The 15,961-nt window shown below is 70.3% G+C and carries 15 protein-coding genes; 7 read left to right on the top strand and 8 right to left on the bottom strand.

The features are described from left to right. The first annotated feature begins 46 nt into the window (after positions 1-46). Complete coding sequence (gene tyrS / locus ACIBEI_RS36740) at positions 47-1,312, top strand: tyrosine--tRNA ligase (protein ID WP_398894822.1); 1,266 nt, start codon at positions 47-49, stop codon at positions 1,310-1,312. 127 nt (positions 1,313-1,439) lie between these two features. Here tyrS and ACIBEI_RS36735 read toward each other — a convergent pair whose 3' ends face one another. Beyond that, complete coding sequence (locus ACIBEI_RS36735; RefSeq protein ID WP_361058637.1) at positions 1,440-1,715, bottom strand: GlsB/YeaQ/YmgE family stress response membrane protein; 276 nt, start codon at positions 1,713-1,715, stop codon at positions 1,440-1,442. A 212-nt stretch (positions 1,716-1,927) separates the two neighbouring features. Here ACIBEI_RS36735 and ACIBEI_RS36730 point away from each other — a divergent pair, with 212 nt between their 5' ends. Both ACIBEI_RS36730 and ACIBEI_RS36725 read left to right on the top strand, forming a co-directional pair. Continuing rightward, on the top strand, positions 1,928-2,314 hold the full coding sequence (locus ACIBEI_RS36730) for a DUF3099 domain-containing protein (protein ID WP_398894821.1): 387 nt from the start codon (positions 1,928-1,930) through the stop codon (positions 2,312-2,314). Positions 2,315-2,576: 262 nt separating this feature from the next. After that, positions 2,577-2,819, top strand: coding sequence for a hypothetical protein (locus ACIBEI_RS36725; protein ID WP_398894820.1), 243 nt, complete (start codon positions 2,577-2,579; stop codon positions 2,817-2,819). Between the two features lie 17 nt (positions 2,820-2,836). On the opposite strand, the gene moaA is transcribed toward ACIBEI_RS36725, so the two are convergent. The 3 genes from moaA to ACIBEI_RS36710 form a co-directional block, all read right to left on the bottom strand. Next, positions 2,837-3,826, bottom strand: coding sequence for a GTP 3',8-cyclase MoaA (gene moaA / locus ACIBEI_RS36720; RefSeq protein ID WP_398894819.1), 990 nt, complete (start codon positions 3,824-3,826; stop codon positions 2,837-2,839). Positions 3,827-4,004: 178 nt separating this feature from the next. Beyond that, positions 4,005-5,648, bottom strand: a complete 1,644-nt coding sequence (locus ACIBEI_RS36715; protein ID WP_398894818.1) for a cation acetate symporter — start codon at positions 5,646-5,648, stop codon at positions 4,005-4,007. Then, complete coding sequence (locus ACIBEI_RS36710; protein WP_398894817.1) at positions 5,645-6,001, bottom strand: DUF485 domain-containing protein; 357 nt, start codon at positions 5,999-6,001, stop codon at positions 5,645-5,647. Before ACIBEI_RS36710 ends, ACIBEI_RS36715 begins: the two co-directional genes overlap by 4 nt. Positions 6,002-6,396: 395 nt before the next feature. Here ACIBEI_RS36710 and ACIBEI_RS36705 point away from each other — a divergent pair, with 395 nt between their 5' ends. The 4 genes from ACIBEI_RS36705 (at position 6,397) to ACIBEI_RS36690 (ending at position 12,338) form a co-directional block, all read left to right on the top strand. Then, positions 6,397-7,923, top strand: coding sequence for a S8 family peptidase (locus ACIBEI_RS36705; RefSeq protein ID WP_398894816.1), 1,527 nt, complete (start codon positions 6,397-6,399; stop codon positions 7,921-7,923). A 71-nt stretch (positions 7,924-7,994) separates the two neighbouring features. Beyond that, entirely contained in the window at positions 7,995-9,539 is a 1,545-nt protein-coding gene (locus ACIBEI_RS36700; protein ID WP_398894815.1) for a S8 family serine peptidase, read from the top strand. A 154-nt stretch (positions 9,540-9,693) separates the two neighbouring features. Beyond that, the gene (locus ACIBEI_RS36695) at positions 9,694-11,196 is read left to right on the top strand and encodes a CoA transferase (protein WP_398894814.1); all 1,503 of its coding nucleotides are present in this window, start codon (positions 9,694-9,696) and stop codon (positions 11,194-11,196) included. Positions 11,197-11,315: 119 nt separating this feature from the next. Then, entirely contained in the window at positions 11,316-12,338 is a 1,023-nt protein-coding gene (locus tag ACIBEI_RS36690) for a CopD family protein (protein ID WP_398894813.1), read from the top strand. A 22-nt stretch (positions 12,339-12,360) separates the two neighbouring features. Here the strand turns inward: ACIBEI_RS36690 and ACIBEI_RS36685 are convergent, their stop codons facing one another. From ACIBEI_RS36685 to ACIBEI_RS36670, 4 genes are all read right to left on the bottom strand, one after another. Further along, positions 12,361-13,404: a zinc-dependent alcohol dehydrogenase family protein gene (locus ACIBEI_RS36685; protein ID WP_398894812.1), complete on the bottom strand. Its 1,044-nt coding sequence runs from the start codon at positions 13,402-13,404 to the stop codon at positions 12,361-12,363. 20 nt (positions 13,405-13,424) lie between these two features. Further along, entirely contained in the window at positions 13,425-14,123 is a 699-nt protein-coding gene (locus tag ACIBEI_RS36680) for a lysoplasmalogenase (RefSeq protein ID WP_398894811.1), read from the bottom strand. Continuing rightward, on the bottom strand, positions 14,120-15,085 hold the full coding sequence (locus ACIBEI_RS36675) for a sterol desaturase family protein (protein ID WP_398894810.1): 966 nt from the start codon (positions 15,083-15,085) through the stop codon (positions 14,120-14,122). Before ACIBEI_RS36675 ends, ACIBEI_RS36680 begins: the two co-directional genes overlap by 4 nt. 150 nt (positions 15,086-15,235) lie before the next feature. After that, positions 15,236-15,946 (bottom strand): VIT family protein, encoded by a 711-nt coding sequence (locus ACIBEI_RS36670; protein ID WP_398894809.1) that lies wholly within the window; start codon positions 15,944-15,946, stop codon positions 15,236-15,238. Positions 15,947-15,961 lie beyond the last annotated feature (15 nt).

Genomic DNA, 15,961 nt, shown 5'->3' with positions numbered 1-15,961 from the left:
GACCATCCCCGACTGCCTGAAGATCATCCAAGGAGACACGAGAACCGTGACGGACATCGTCGACGAGCTGAAGTGGCGCGGGCTGCTCGCCCTCTCCACTGACGAGGACGCATTGCGCAAGGCGTTCGCGGACGGTCCCGTCACGTTCTATTGCGGCTTCGACCCGACCGCGCCCAGCCTGCACCTCGGCAACCTCGTGCAGATTCTCACGATGCGCCGGATCCAGCAGGCGGGCAACCGCCCGCTGGGCCTGGTCGGGGGCGCCACGGGCCTGATCGGCGACCCGAAGCCGAACTCGGAGCGCACGCTGAACGCGCCGGACGTCGTGGCCCTGTGGGTCGAGCGGCTGCGCGCCCAGATCCAGCCGCTGCTGGACTTCGAGGGTCCGAACGCCGCGGTGATGGTCAACAACCTGGACTGGACCCAGGGCCTGTCGGCCATCGAGTTCCTGCGCGATGTCGGCAAGCACTTCCGGGTCAACAAGATGATCGCGAAGGAGGCCGTCTCCCGGCGGCTCAACTCCGACGCGGGCATCAGCTACACGGAGTTCAGCTACCAGATCCTCCAGGGCATGGACTTCCTGGAGCTCTACCGGAGGTACGGCTGCACGCTGCAGACCGGCGGCAGCGACCAGTGGGGCAACCTCACCTCGGGCACCGACCTGATCCACCGGGTCGATCCGGAGGCCGTGGTGCACGCGCTGGGCACGCCGCTGATCACCAAGGCGGACGGCACCAAGTTCGGCAAGACGGAGTCCGGCACCATCTGGCTGGACCCGGAGATGACTACGCCGTACGCGTTCTACCAGTTCTGGCTGAACGCGGACGACCGGGACGTCTCCAAGTTCCTGCGCATCTTCAGCTTCAAGTCCCACGCGGAGATCGAGGAACTGGAGAAGCTCACCGAGGAGCGGCCCCAGGCGCGGGCCGCGCAGCGCGCGCTCGCCGAGGAGCTGACGACGCTGGTGCACGGGGCCGAGCAGACGGCCGCCGTGGTCGCCGCGTCGCGGGCGCTGTTCGGCCAGGGTGAGCTGGGTGACCTCGACGCGGCGACGCTGGGTGCGGCGCTCTCCGAGGTGCCGCACATCCAGGTCGCCGAACTCGGTCCGGTGGTGGACCTCTTCGCCGAGGTGGGCCTGGTGGCCAGCAAGTCCGCTGCGCGGCGGACGGTCAAGGAGGGGGGCGCCTATGTGAACAACGTGAAGGTCGCCTCCGAGGATGCCGTTCCCGGCAAGGAGGATCTGTTGCACGGGCGGTGGCTGGTGCTTCGGCGGGGCAAGAAGAACCTTGCCGCCGTGGAGGTTGCTCCGTAGGAAGGGGCAGGTGCCGGTCGTTCGGAGTGTGCGGGTGCGTCGTGGCTTGTCGCGCAGTTCCCCGCGCCCCTAAAAGCCAAGGGTGGGGCGGGGATCCTGGTGGATCCCCGCCCCAGTTCCCGTGCGTTCAGGCTCTCTGTTTGTTGCCCCGCATCGCCGTGTACATCATGTCGCCGAGGAAGACGATGACGATCGCGGCGCCGAGCTGGAGGGCGTGGCGGCCCCAGTCGATGCCGGGGGTCGCCTCGATGCCGAAGCCGCGGGCGATCGCGTTGCCGACGATCGCGCCGATGATCCCGAAGATCGTGGTGAGCCAGAGCGGACTGTGCTGCTTGCCCGGAATGATCGCCTTGGCCAGCAGGCCCAGCACGAATCCCACGATGATCGCCCACAACCAGCCCATGGCTGCCTCCTATACGGCTCTACGTGAGCATTACGCCCAGTCTCGGCCTGTCCGCCATACGGCGCATGTCGGGCACGGCCATACGCGGTACGGCGCAGCGCTCCCCCGCCGAAACCGGACCTGCCCCGGTCTCGTAGGCGACGCAGCCGCGGCGTAACGTGGAGGCTGTACGGGCCAGGGGAGCGTCCGACACAGGCGGGTGGTGGAACGTGATGCGGAAGCAGAGCGAGGTCGAGGTCTTCCGGATCACCGGAGCCAGGCAGGGCCTCGCCGACGATGTGCGCGGCCGGCAGCGCCGCTACATCATCTCGATGTCCGTCCGCACACTCTCGGTGATCCTCGCGGCCACGCTCTGGAACGTCGAACGGCACGTCGCCGTCGTTGCCCTGGCGCTCGGCATCCTGCTCCCGTACGTCGCCGTGGTGATCGCCAACGCGGGCCGGGAGAACGCGCCCTCGCTGCCGTCCACGTTCGTGACCGCGCCGACCCGTCCGATGCTCACGGCGCCCCGTGCGGGCGACGCCGCGGAATCCGTCCCGGAAGACCTCGTGACCGATGCGGGTGCCCGCCTGCGGGACGAGCCGCACGAGCGGACCTGACCACGAACGATCGTCCGTGACCGAAGTTCAGGACCATACCAAGCTCAAGAAAAGCTCAGATCAATCATGTTGTTCCGGTGCCGGGCGACGGGTTACCCGTGACATACTTCGTACGCGCTCCGCATCCCCCGTCGGAGCGACAGACCGACGCCGGGCAGCTCCCCCCGTGGCTGCTCGGCGTCGCCTTTTGTGGAGCCGGGTTCATGGCCCCCTCAACAGCACCCGGAAGGGTCGGCCAACCCCTCTGACGTAGGGTCGAGACGTGATTCTGAACGTCCCCGGTTCCGAGCCGTCCTCGCCCTCCTCCCCGATCTGTTCGGCGAAGGGCTGCCGAGCCGAGGCGGTCTGGGTCCTCGCCTGGAACAACCCCAAACTGCACACGCCGGAGCGCCGCAAGACGTGGCTCGCGTGCGAGGAGCACCGGGAGCACCTGTCCCAGTTCCTGGGCGTACGGGGCTTCCTGAAGGACGTCGTACTCCTGGAGGACTGGGAGTCCCCGGAGTAGCCGTCCCCGCGGAGCGCTCAGCCGCCGATCGCCGACATCGGCCGGTCCGGCTGCACGAACGTCGGGTCGTCCAGGCCCGCCCCCGCCTTCTTGCCCCACATCGCGAGCCGCCAGATACGGGCTATCTCCTCGTCCGGTGCGTCCGAGCGCAGGGCGGCCCGCAGGTCGGTCTCCTCGCGCGCGAAGAGGCACGTGCGGACCTGGCCGTCGGCCGTCAGCCTCGTACGGTCGCAGGCCGAGCAGAAGGGGCGCGTCACGGAAGCGATCACACCGACCCGGTGCGGACCCCCGTCCACGATCCACCGCTCGGCGGGTGCCGAACCCCGCTCCTCGGACCCCTCCTCGGTGAGTTCGAAGCGCGTACGCAGTGAGGCGAGGATGTCACCGGCGGTGACCATGCCGTCGCGCTTCCAGCCGTGCTGCGCGTCCAGGGGCATCTGCTCGATGAACCGCAGTTCGTAGTCGTGCTCCACGGCCCAGGCGAGCAGGTCGGGCGCCTCGTTCTCGTTCAGTCCCGGCATCAGTACGGAATTGACCTTGACCGGGGTCAGCTCCGCGGCGCGGGCGGCTTCGAGGCCCTCGATGACGTCCTTGTGGCGGTCACGGCGGGTGAGGGTCTTGAAGACGTCGGGGCGGAGGGTGTCCAGTGAGACGTTGACCCGGTCCAGGCCCGCCGCCTTCAGGGCGGTCGCGGTGCGCTTGAGGCCGATGCCGTTCGTCGTCAGGGACATCTGAGGGCGGGGATCAAGGGCGGCCACGCGCTCCACGATGCCGACGAGGCCGGGGCGCAGCAGGGGCTCGCCGCCGGTGAAGCGGACCTCGGTGATGCCCAGCCGGGTGACGGCTATGTCGATGAGGCGGACTATCTCGTCGTCCGAGAGCAGGTCCGGCTTGGCCAGCCACTGCAGGCCCTCCTCGGGCATGCAGTACGTGCACCGGAGGTTGCACCGGTCGGTCAGCGAGACACGCAGATCGGTGGCCACTCGGCCGTAGGTGTCGATGAGCACGTGGGCCCCCTCCCTCTAGCTCTTTCCATACGGACCTCGGCAGAGACATCCGGTCGATCAGTCGATCCGATACCAGCGAGCCTACGTGACGGGACCGACAACGAGACGGGCCCTGATCCCACGAGACGCACCGCGGCCGCGTCGTAGGGATCTACGACGCGGCCGCTGGGCGGGACGGTCAGTGCGCTCCGGTGCCGGTGAGGGAGCGGACTTCCAGTTCGGCGTACTTGCCGGTGTCCGGCTCCTCCTTGGACAGGATCGTGCCGAGCCAGCCGAGCAGGAAGCCGGCCGGGATGGAGATGATGCCCGGGTTCTCCAGCGGGAACCAGTGGAAGTCGACGTCCGGGAACATCGAGGTGGCCTTGCCGGAGACGACCGGCGAGAACAGCACCAGGCCGACCGCCGTGGTGAGGCCTCCGTAGATCGACCACAGCGCGCCCTGGGTGGTGAACCGCTTCCAGAAGAGGCTGTAGAGGATCGTCGGCAGGTTGGCGGAGGCCGCGACCGCGAAGGCGAGGGCGACCAGACCGGCGACATTGAGGTCACGGGCCAGGGCGCCGAGGCCGATGGAGACGACACCGATACCGATGGTGGCGTACCGGGCGGCGTTGATCTCCTCCTTCTCGGTGGCCTTGCCCTTCCTGATGACGTTCGCGTAGATGTCGTGGGCGAACGACGAGGACGAGGCCAGGGTCAGACCGGCGACCACCGCGAGGATCGTGGCGAAGGCCACCGCGGAGATCGTGGCGAGCAGGATCGCGCCCCAGGCCGAGTCGACGCCGCCCAGATGCAGGGCGAGCAGCGGCGCGGCCGTGTTGCCCGCGGGGTTGGACTCGACGATCTCTTCCTTCGAGATGAGGGCCGCCGCGCCGAAGCCGAGCGCGATGGTCATCAGGTAGAAGCCGCCGATGATGCCGATCGCCCAGTTCACGGACTTACGCGCGGCCTTGGCGTTGGGCACTGTGTAGAAGCGGATCAGGATGTGCGGCAGGCCCGCGGTGCCCAGCACCAGGGCGATGCCCAGCGAGATGAAGTCGATGCTGGACGTGGTGGTGAGGCCGTACTTCAGGCCCGGCTCCAGGAAGGCCGCACCGCCGCCGCTGTTCTCGGCCGCCTTGCCGAGCAGCTCGGAGACGTTGAAGTCGAACTTGAGCAGCACCAGGAAGGTGATGAGCAGGGTGCCGCCGATGAGCAGCACGGCCTTGACCATCTGGACCCAGGTGGTGCCCTTCATGCCGCCGATGGTGACGTACACGATCATCAGGACGCCGACCAGGGCGACGATGCCGACCTTCCCGGCGTCGCTGGTGATGCCGAGCAGCAGCGAGACCAGGACGCCCGCTCCCGCCATCTGGGCCAGCAGGTAGAAGATCGAGACGACGATCGTGGAGGTGCCTGCCGCCGTACGCACCGGGCGCTGGCGCATGCGGTACGCGAGGACGTCGCCCATCGTGTACCGGCCGGAGTTGCGCAGTGGCTCGGCGACCAGGAGCAGCGCCACCAGCCAGGCGACCAGGAAGCCGATGGAGTACAGGAAGCCGTCGTACCCGAAGAGGGCGATGGCGCCGGCGATGCCGAGGAACGACGCGGCGGACATGTAGTCGCCGGAGACCGCGAGGCCGTTCTGGAAGGCGCTGAACTGACGGCCGCCGGCGTAGAAGTCGGCGGCGTCCTTGGTCTGGCGGCCCGCCCAGACGGTGATGACGAGGGTGGCGACGACGAAGACCGCGAACAGGGAGATGATCAGCGGTCGGTGTTCGCTGGCCTCCCCCGCCGCGAGCTGCGCCTGCGCGAGCTGAACCTGGGTGATCGCGGGGCTCATGCGCCGCCCTCCATCCGGGACTTGATCGCCTCGGCCTTGGGGTCGAGCTTGGACGAGGAGTGCCGCTCGTACCACCAGGCGATGAGGAACGTGGTGAGGAACTGGGCGAGGCCCAGGACGAAGGCGACGTTGAAGTTGCCGAAGAGCTTGGTGCCCATGAAGTCGTCCGCGTAGATCGACAGCAGGACGTACAGCAGGTACCAGCTGATGAAGCCGATGGTCAGCGGGAAGGCGAAGGAGCGGTGGGCGCGGCGCAGTTCACCGAACTCGGCGCTCTCCTGCACCTCTACGAACTCCTCGGTGGTGGGGAGATGCGGCTCGGCTTTCGAGGGGGGCGGTGCGTCGGTGGCCACGGAGTCTCCTCGCGTTGCGGGTGCGGTTGCGACGTTGGACGGGGGTCTTTGGGGATCGGGGGACGGACTGGGTACGGACATGGCTGATTTCTGACCTCACGGTGATGTGGATCACGTGGGCCGGGTGGCGATGTTAGGTGCCCCGGGCGTGATCCGACAGGGGGCTCGATCGTGCTCGTGCTCCCTGCTCAACGTCACGGAGCCGCGTGAGGAGCGGTTCAACTCCGAGCACTTCTTTCGGAAGTCGCGGCCGACGTTTCGGAAGACATCCCCGTAAGTCATTGCTGGCCAGGGACGACGGGAGATAGCTTCGGGCCTGCACCACCCCGTCATGTACCTGCCCGGGCACCACCTGTGTTCGGGCCGGTTCCGTTTCCGGATGATGTGGAGATCCCATGGCTCATCTGCGTTCCAGACGCCGTCTCGCCCTCGCCGTTCCCGTTGTTCTGTCGCTCACCGCCTCGCTCGGCTTCATTCCGGGCGTCGCCACGGCGGCCGCCCCGCAGTCGGCTCCCGCCATCACGGCGGCGGACGGCCCGAACCTCGCGTACGTGGTCAACACGAAGACCGACCGCCGCACGATCGAGTCGGTGAAGAAGGCGATAGCCAAGGCCGGCGGCACGGTCGTCACCACGTACGACAGGATCGGCGTCATAGTCGTCCACTCCGCCAACCCGGAGTTCGGCCCGCAGATACGCACCGCGCGCGGGGTGCAGTCCGCCGGTGCCACGCGCACGACGCCGCTCACCGCGGCGGGGACGACGGACGAGGGCGCCGCCGACTATCTGTCGGCCGCCGAGGCCGCCAAGGTGAAGGCCGCGGCCACCCCGGAGAGCGAGCCCCTTGAGGCCGACCAGTGGGACCTGCGCGCGATAGGCGCCGACAAGGCCGCCAAGATCAACCCGGGCAGCAAGAAGGTCACGGTCGCCGTGATCGACACGGGTGTCGACGACACGCACCCGGACCTGGCCCCGAACTTCTCCGCCAAGCAGTCCGCCAACTGCGTGGGCGGCGTGGCCGACACGAGCGAGGGCGCCTGGCGTCCGTACACCGCCGAGGACTACCACGGCACGCATGTCGCCGGTGAGATCGCGGCCGCCCGCAACGGCGTCGGTGTGGCCGGTGTCGCGCCCGGCGTGAAGGTATCCGGCATCAAGGTCAGCGACCCGGACAACGGACTCTTCTACCCGGAGAGCGTCGTCTGCGCCTTCGTGTTCGCCGCCGACCACGGCGTGGAGATCACGAACAACAGCTACTACGTGGACCCGTGGCTCTACAACTGCATGAACGACCCGGACCAGAAGGCGATCGTCGACGCGGTCAACCGGGCCCAGCAGTACGCCACGAAGAAGGGCACCCTGCACCTCGCGTCGGCCGGCAACTCCAACCACGACCTGGACTCGGACGCGATCGTCGACGACACGAGCCCCGACGACTCGACCCCGGTCACGCGCACGATCGACCCGCACGAGTGCTTCGACGTACCGACCCAGCTGCCGGGCATCGTGACGGTGAGCGCGACGGGCGTGCAGAATCTCAAGTCGTACTACTCGACGTACGGCAAGGGTGTCATCGACATCGCGGCCCCCGGCGGTGACCGGCTCTACCAGATCCCGGACACCCCGTCGAAGAACGGCCGCATCCTCTCCACGATGCCGAACAACCAGTACGGCTTCCTTCAGGGCACCTCGATGGCCTCGCCGCACGCCGCGGGTGTCGCCGCGCTGCTGAAGTCCGAGCACCCGTGGGCGAGCCCCGCCCAGCTGCAGGCGCTGCTGAAGGCCCAGGCGGACAACCCGGGCTGCCCGGACTCGTACGACCAGGACGGCAACGGCACGCAGGACGCCAACTGTGAGGGCGGCAAGCGTGTCAACGGCTTCTACGGCTTCGGCATCGTGAATGCGCTGAAGGCGGTCAAGTAGCCCGCGTTTCCCGGGACTTCCCGCACGGCCCGCACAGCCCGCACGTATTCGCGAAACGAACTGGAGACAGCATGACAGCGCCTCAGACGCGCTCCCGCCGCGTCATAGCCATCCCGCTGGGGATGGCCCTGGCGACGGCTCTCGCCTTCCTGCCGAACGTCAGCGCCTCGGCCGCCCCGGCGCCCGACACGGCCGGTGTCGCCGACGCGGCGGCGAAGATCTCGGCGGAGGCCACCCCGCTGAGCTACGTCGTCAACGTCCGCGCCGGGCATGGTCCTTCCTCGCAGGTGAAGAAGGCCATCGCCCGGGCCGGCGGCACGATCGTGACGTCGTACGACAAGATCGGCGTGATCGTCGTCCACTCGTCGAACGCCGACTTCGCCAAGACGATCCGCAAGGTGCGCGGCGTGGAATCGGCGGGCTCGACGCGCACGGCCCCGCTGCCCGCGCAGTCCACGACCGACGTCGGCACCCCCAAGGTGCTCACCTCTGAGCAGGTCGCGGACGTCGAGGCGGCGGCCGGGCAGGACCCGTTGGAGCCGCTGCAGTGGGATCTGCCCGCCATCAAGGCGGACAAGGCGCACGAGAAGACGCTCGGCAGCAAGAAGGTCACCGTCGCCGTGATCGACACCGGCGTCGACGACACGCACCCCGACATCGCACCGAACTTCGACCGCGACGCGTCGGTCAACTGCGTGTCGGGCAAGCCGGACACAACCGACGGGGCCTGGCGGCCGAGCGCCGCCGAGAGCCCGCACGGCACGCATGTCGCGGGCGAGATCGCGGCCGCCAAGAACGGCGTCGGGGTCACGGGTGTCGCGCCGGGCGTGAAGGTCTCCGGCATCAAGGTCTCCACGACGGCAGGCTTCTTCTACACGGAGGCCGTCGTCTGCGGCTTCATGTGGGCGGCCACGCACGGCGTGGATGTCACGAACAACAGCTATTACACCGACCCGTGGTATTTCAACTGCAAGAACGACCCGGACCAGAAGGCGCTCGTCGAGGCCATCAGCCGGGCGACGAAGTACGCGGAGAAGAAGGGCACGGTCAACGTCGCGGCGGCGGGCAACGAGAACTACGACCTCTCCGCCGACGAGATCACCGACCCGGTCTCGCCGAACGACTCGACTCCTTCGGAGCGGGTCATCGACCCGTCGGAATGCCTTGACATCCCGACCCAGTTGCCGGGTGTCGTCACGGTCGCGGCGACCGGTGCGAAGGGCATCAAGTCGTCCTTCTCCAACCACGGCCTGGGCGTCATCGACATCGCGGCCCCCGGCGGCGACTCGACACGCCTCCAGACCCCGGCCCCGCCGGCCACCAGCGGCCTGATCCTCGGCCCGCTGCCCGGCGGCACCTGGGGCTACATGGCCGGTACGTCGATGGCGTCCCCGCACGTCGCGGGCGTCGCCGCGCTCATCAAGTCGACGCACCCGCACGCCTCGGCGGCCAAGGTGAAGGCCCTGCTGTACGCGGAGGCCGACGCCACGCCGTGCACCAAGCCGTACGACATCGACGGCGACGGCAAGGTCGACGCGGTCTGCGAGGGGCCGAAGAACTACAACGGCTTCTACGGCTGGGGCACCGCCGACGCGCTGGACGCGGTGACGAAGTAGCGCATCCCTGAAGGGGGTTGATCCCTCATCAGGAAGTCGAGCCGGGTGGTCCACGGGCCGCCCGGCTCTCGCGCGTCCGGGGGGGGAGCGCCGCGTCACGTGCCGGACGACACCGCGTCCCATGTTGATCGCGTACACCCTGCATAGTGCCCGTATGACGCATTCGGACGCACCGACCACGGAGTTCGCGTGGACCTCACTGGGCGGGGATCCCGGCCTGCTTCCACGGTTGTCGACCGTCGTACGGTCCGGCGCGCTGGAAGCACGGCTGCCCGTACGGGAGTTGGCGCGGGCCTGTGTGGGGGCGTGCGCGCTGGCCGCCGCCGAACTGGGCGCGCGACGGGCGGGGCTCGCCGACGTGCCCGAGGTGCGCGTCGACGATGGGGCCGTCGCCACGGCGTTCGTGAGCGAGCGGCATCTCCTCGTCGACGGGCGGGCGCCGGTCACCTTCGCGCCCCTGTCGCGGTTCTGGCGGACGGCGGACGGGTGGGTGCGCACGCACGCGAACTACCCGCATCACCGGGCGCGGCTGCTGGGCGCCCTGGGGCTGCCGGACGACGCCTCGGTGGAGGCCGTAGCCGGGTGTCTGGCGGAGCGGTCGGCCGTGGAAGTGGAGGACGCGGTGTACGCGGCCGGGGGCCTCGCCGTCGCGTTGCGCACACCTGGGGAATGGGCCCGGCACGAGCAGGGGGCGGCGGTCGCCGGGCAGCCGCTCGTCGAGCGCGGGCGGCTGGACTCCGCCGTCTCGCGGAGCCTCCCGCCGCTCGCCGGGGACCCGCTGGCGCCCGCCGCCGGCCTGCGCGTACTCGACCTCACCCGGGTCATCGCCGGGCCCGTCGCGACCCGGACCCTCGCGCTGCTCGGCGCGGACGTCCTGCGTGTCGACCCGCCGGGGCTGCCCGAACTCGCCGACCAGCACACGGACACCGGCTTCGGGAAGCGGTCCGCCACCCTGGATCTGACGGCCGGCCGGCACGACCGGCAGGTCTTCGAGGAGTTGCTCGCCTCGGCGGACGTCGTCGTGACCGGCTACCGCCCGGGCGCGCTGGACCGGTTCGGGCTCTCCGCGGAGGCGCTGGCCGAGCGGCGGCCCGGGATCGTGGTCGGGCAGCTGTCGGCGTGGGGTGCGTACGGGCCGTGGGGCGGGCGGCGGGGGTTCGACAGTCTGGTGCAGGTGGCCACGGGCATCGCGGTCATCGAGGGATCCGAGGAGAAGCCCGGCGCGCTGCCCGCGCAGGCTCTCGACCACGGCACGGGGTATCTGCTGGCCGCCGGTGTGCTGCGCGCGGTCACGGAGGGGCTGGACGAGGGCGGGACACGGTTCGTACGGCCGGCGTTGGCGCGGACGGCGGCCTGGCTGATGGCCGGGGACGAGCGGGGTGAGGCGAGGGGAGACGCCTCCGGCTCGGGCGGGACGACGACGAAGGCCTCCGGCTCGTCAGAGGGCTCGCCCTGCGATTCCGGCTCACTTGAGGACGCGCACGCCTCCGGCTCGGCCGAGGCCTCGTACGGCGATCCGGCGCCCTGGCTCGCGGAGGCTGACAGTTCGCTGGGACGGCTGCGGTACGCCCGGCCGCCGGTCTCGTTCGCGGGCGGGCCGGGCGACTGGTCGCGGCCTCCCGGGCCCTGGGGTGCGGATTCGCCGCGCTGGGTCTGAGTCGGAGGGCGGCCGGGCGCGTATGGATGGGCGGAATGTCGTGTGCGTGAGCGGAATACCGTTCCGCCAGTTGTTTGCCAGGACTTGCCCGGACCTGGACGACTGGTGAAGATCTTGAGGTGAGTTCCATAAGACCGACTGCCGACGCGGGTGGCGAGGCGGGCGCGCCCCGGGTGAGCGCGGCCGTCGTGCGGCGTTCCGTCGCCGTCCTCGGCCTGGTGGCCCTGGCCGCGCTGATCCCGTTCCTCGGGCCGCCCGCCGCACTGCGCGGCACGGGAGAGGCCGCGGCTCCAGGCGTGGGCGGGATCGCGCTGTTGCGGACGGTCCTGTTCGCCGCGGTGTGCGTCTCGGCCGGTGAGCTGTTCGTCGCCTGGCTGGCCCGCAGGGTGCCGGGCGTGCCTCTGGAGGACGCGCCCCGCAGTTGGGCCCCGGCCGCGGCCGCCGCCGGTTTCGTCGCCGCGCTCGGTCTCGCCTCGGTGGTGGCCACCGGCAACCTGGTGCCGCAGAAACTCTCCGACATGGACATCGGCGGGCTCTACCAGACCCGGGACGGCGCGCTCGCGCTGCTGGAGGTCAACGCGTTCGTCGTGATGGGCCTGTGCGCCCTGTCGCGCCGCCCGGTCAACCAGGTGTGGCCGCTGGCCGCGGTGGCCGTCGCGGAGGCGCTGCGCGCCCACCCCACCACGGAGCAGAGCCCGCTGATCGGCTCCGGACTGACACTCGTTCATGTGACGTGCGCGGCCCTGTGGGCGGGCGGGCTGCTGTACGTCCTGCGCACGCTCCACCGGTGGCGGAACACGGCCCCCGGGGAGGGCGTCGCGTTGTTGGGCCTCTACGCGCGCGTGGCGGCCGTTCTGCTCGCCGCGATCACCGCGACGGGGGTGTGCAGCACCTTGCGCCGGATGCCGCCCGGCACGGTCCTGGAACAGCTGACGACGACGGCGTACGGGCGCACCCTGCTCGCCAAGGTGCTCCTCGTGGTCGCCGTCGCCGTCCTCGCCCTGTGGGCCCGTCACCGGCTGCACCGGGCGGCCGACCCGCTCACCGCCCACTCCCCCGCGCGCGCGGAGGTCGTGGTCCTGGGCGTGGTGGTCGCGGTCTCGGCGGTGCTCACGGCGCTGCCGGTACCGATCCGCTGGTGACCGCTATGGCCGGTCGGGTCGGTCAGTTGGCGACCATGACCTTGAGCGCGGTGCGCTCGTCCATCGCCTTGTAGCCGTCCGGTACGCCTTCCAGACCGACGGTCAGGTCGAAGACGGGCGACGGGTCGATGGTCCCGTCGAGGACGTCGGGCAGCAGCTCCGGGATGTACGTGCGGACGGGCGCGACCCCGCCGCGCAGGGCGATGTTCCGGTCGAACATGACACTCAGGTCGAGGCCGGTGCCGCTGCCGTGCGGAACGCCGACGAAGCCGATCGCCCCGCCGTCACGGGTGATGCTCACGGCGGTCCTCATCGACTGCTCGGTCCCGACGGCCTCGACGACGGCGTGCGCGCCCTGGCCGCGGGTGAGTTCGCGTACGGCCTCGACGGCCGCGTCCCCGCGCTCGGCGACGACGTCGGTGGCTCCGAAACGGCGTGCGATGTCCGTACGGGCCTCGTGGCGCCCCAGCGCGATGATCCGGTCGGCGCCGAGCCGCTTGGCCGCGAGAACGCCGCACAGGCCGACGGCGCCGTCGCCTACGACGGCGACCGTGGCTCCCGCGCGGGCGCCGGCGCCGAGTGCCGCGTGGTGGCCGGTCCCCATGACGTCGGAGAGCGTCAGGAGGGCGGCCAGCAGACGGTCGTCGGAGGCGGCCTCGGCGGGCAGCGCGACGAGCGTGGCGTCGGCGAACGGGACACGCACGGCCTCGCCCTGCCCGCCGTCGGACCCGACCGAGCCCCAGAACCCGCCGTGCTCACAGGACGTGGTGAGCCCTTCGCGGCAGTAGTCGCACACCCCGTCGGACCACATGAAGGGCGCGACCACGAGGTCACCGCGCCCGACGCCGGTCACCTCCGCACCCGTCTCCTCGACGATCCCGAGGAACTCGTGCCCGATCCGCTGGCCGGCCTGTCGCGCCGACTCGCCCCGGTAGGCCCACAGATCGCTGCCGCAGATGCAGGAGCGCAGGACGCGGACCACGGCGTCGCCCGGATTCCGCACCACCGGATCGGGCACGTCCGCCACCCGCATGTCGAACGGGGCGTGGATGGTGGTGGCGCGCATGGCTTGATCCTGCTTCCTGCTCAGGTGGTGAGGGTGCGCCTCTCACGGTACGTCTCCGGGGGCACGGCCTGCGCGCCGACGGCCCCCAACACTCCTCTGGCCAGCAGATACTGCGCCGCGACGTACGTGATCATGATCCAGAAGTCGGGCCTCGGAAGCTGTGGCCAGTCGGCGACATCGGTCGCGATCAGGGTGTCCGAAAGCATGAACAGGGCGCCGCCGACGCCCGCGAGAAGCCCGAGCCGCGTTGCCCCGTACGCCATCGCGGTCAGCAGCAGGCTGTAGCCGGCGACGGGGACGCGGAGGTCGGCGGGGAGTCCGGGCCACAGGAGGGCGACGGTGGTGACGAGGGCGAGGGCGTACGCGGCTGCCGTCAGCCAGGTGGCACGCGCGCGTGCAGGCCGTTTCCCGGCGAGTGCGGTGGTCTGCCGGAAGAGCAGCAGGTAGCAGACATGGCCCGCCGCGAAGGACGCCATCCCGGCGAGGAAGGCCGGCTCGGCGTCGAAGAGGAGCAGGACGTCTCCGCCCCACCCGAAGAGCAGTGCGGCGACGAGGAGCCGGGGTCCGCCGCACGCGCGCGCGTAGAGGGCGAGCAGGGGCATCAGGAGGGGCTTGGCCGCCGTGTGGCCGGTCCCGTACCCGGCGGCCAGGGAGACGAAATCCACGACCGTCACCAGGCCGAGGGCGACGAGCAGCACGCGCGCGTGGCGCGCGTTCACTTGGCGGGCTCCGGCTCCGTGACGGGCCTCTCCTGGGACGTAACGGGCTCCTCGTGGGACGTCAGGGGCGCTTCCTGGGACGTGACGGGCTTCTCCGAAGAGGCAGCCTCCACCGAAGCCGGGGCGGGCGACGGCACCGGCTGCCACCCCGGCCCCCCGAACATCCGCCCGGCCCGCTCCCGCCAACTCCCCGCGGCCCGCAGGTCCCTGGCGATGGCGGCGTACTCGTGGGTCGCGACCCGGAGCGGGTTGTACGTGTCGATGTTCTTGGTCAGCCCGTACACCGGCCGCTCGGTCTCCAGGACGAACGACCCGAAGAGCCGGTCCCAGACGATCAGGATCCCGCCGAAGTTACGGTCCAGATAGCCGCCCTGGGAGGCGTGGTGGACGCGGTGGTGCGAGGGCGTGTTGAAGACGAACTCGAAGGCCCGGGGCAGCTTGTCGATGCGCTCGGTGTGGATCCAGAACTGGTACACGAGGTTCACCGACGAGCAGAACGCGAGCGCGGCCGGATGGACGCCGAGCGCGATGAGCGGCACGTAGAACGGCCACACGGTCCACGTCGTCCAGGGCTGGCGCAGCGCGGTGGTGAGGTTGAACTTCCGGCTGGAGTGGTGCACGACGTGACAGGCCCAGAGGATCCGGATCACATGGTGCCCGCGGTGCGACCAGTAGTAGAAGAAGTCCTGCGCCAGCAACATCAGTGGCACGGTCCACCACAGGACGGGCACCCGCAGTGGTGTCAGCTCATATATCGCCGTGTAGACGGCGACGATCGGGATCTTCCACAGAAGGTCGAAGGCCAGACTCCCCAGACCCATGCCGACACTCGTGGCGGCGTCCTTCGTCTCGTACCCCGCGGCATCGTCATCCGGATGGATCCGGACACTCACCACCTCGATCACGGTGAGCAGCACAAACGCGGGTATCGACCACAGCACGACATCGGGCAGGTTCGGCATGCAAGCACCGTAGAACCGCTGGTGGACCGCGGCTAGACGTTGTTACCCACAAGTATTACCGGGGGTATGCGCTTGCTTCTTGGCGATCTCCGCCAAGGAGACGAGTGGCTCGGGCCACCGCGCGAGCGCCTCGACGCCAGGTCGTGACCGTCACACCCCGGCCGCCCCCAGCAGCGCGCCCGCCCCATACGTGACCGCCATGGCGAGTGCCCCGCCCGCCACGTTCCGCAGCACCGCCCGGCCCGGGTCCGCGGCGCCCAGGCGGGCGCTGGTCCAGCCGGTCAGGACGAGGGCGGCGAGGACCGAGACCACGGTGACGGCCAGGCGCCAGTCGGCGGGAGGCAGCACCATCGCCAGCAGCGGGAGCAGCGCCCCGGCGGTGAACGCCAGGAAGCTCGCCCAGGCCGCGTGCCACGGGTTCGCGAGTTGGTCCGGGTCGATGCCGAGCTCCACGCGCGCGTGGGCCTTCAGCGCGTCCCGTTCGGTGAGCTGCTGTGCCGCCTCCAAGGCCACGTCCCGGGAGAGTCCCCGGTCCTCCAGCAGCTCGGTGAGTTCCTCCAGTTCCGCCTCCGGCTGGTCCCGCAGCTCCCGCCTCTCCTCGGCGATGGCGGCCTTCTCCGAGTCCCGCTGGGTGGAGACGGAGACGTACTCCCCAGCGGCCATCGACATGGAGCCTGCGAGCAGACCGGCGAGCCCGGCCGTCAGCAGGGCCGAGCGGGCGTCCGTCGCGCCGGCCACGCCGACGACGAGGCCCGCGGTGGACACGATGCCGTCGTTGGCACCGAGAACGGCCGCCCGCAGCCAGTTCAGCCGCTCGCCCAGCGCCCCGCCGTGGGCCTCGTCATGCGTCTGTTCCGTCACATGCGGGAGCATCGC

Origin of the sequence: Streptomyces sp. NPDC050988 (assembly GCF_044456225.1) — a bacterium.
Taxonomy (GTDB): domain Bacteria; phylum Actinomycetota; class Actinomycetes; order Streptomycetales; family Streptomycetaceae; genus Streptomyces.
Note: the sequence above shows the minus strand (reverse complement) of the source record. Positions and strands in the feature narration are given on the sequence as shown.

Bases quoted from the DNA above. Each gene is read 5' to 3' on its own strand.
- ACIBEI_RS36715 (WP_398894818.1), bottom strand. From the start codon at position 5,648: ATGAGCCCCGCGATCACCCAGGTTCAGCTCGCGCAGGCGCAGCTCGCG.
- ACIBEI_RS36695 (WP_398894814.1), top strand. From the start codon at position 9,694: ATGACGCATTCGGACGCACCGACCACGGAGTTCGCGTGGACCTCACTG.
- ACIBEI_RS36705 (WP_398894816.1), top strand. From the start codon at position 6,397: ATGGCTCATCTGCGTTCCAGACGCCGTCTCGCCCTCGCCGTTCCCGTT.
- ACIBEI_RS36730 (WP_398894821.1), top strand. From the start codon at position 1,928: ATGCGGAAGCAGAGCGAGGTCGAGGTCTTCCGGATCACCGGAGCCAGG.
- ACIBEI_RS36675 (WP_398894810.1), bottom strand. From the start codon at position 15,085: ATGCCGAACCTGCCCGATGTCGTGCTGTGGTCGATACCCGCGTTTGTG.
- ACIBEI_RS36685 (WP_398894812.1), bottom strand. From the start codon at position 13,404: ATGCGCGCCACCACCATCCACGCCCCGTTCGACATGCGGGTGGCGGAC.
- ACIBEI_RS36700 (WP_398894815.1), top strand. From the start codon at position 7,995: ATGACAGCGCCTCAGACGCGCTCCCGCCGCGTCATAGCCATCCCGCTG.
- ACIBEI_RS36735 (WP_361058637.1), bottom strand. From the start codon at position 1,715: ATGGGCTGGTTGTGGGCGATCATCGTGGGATTCGTGCTGGGCCTGCTG.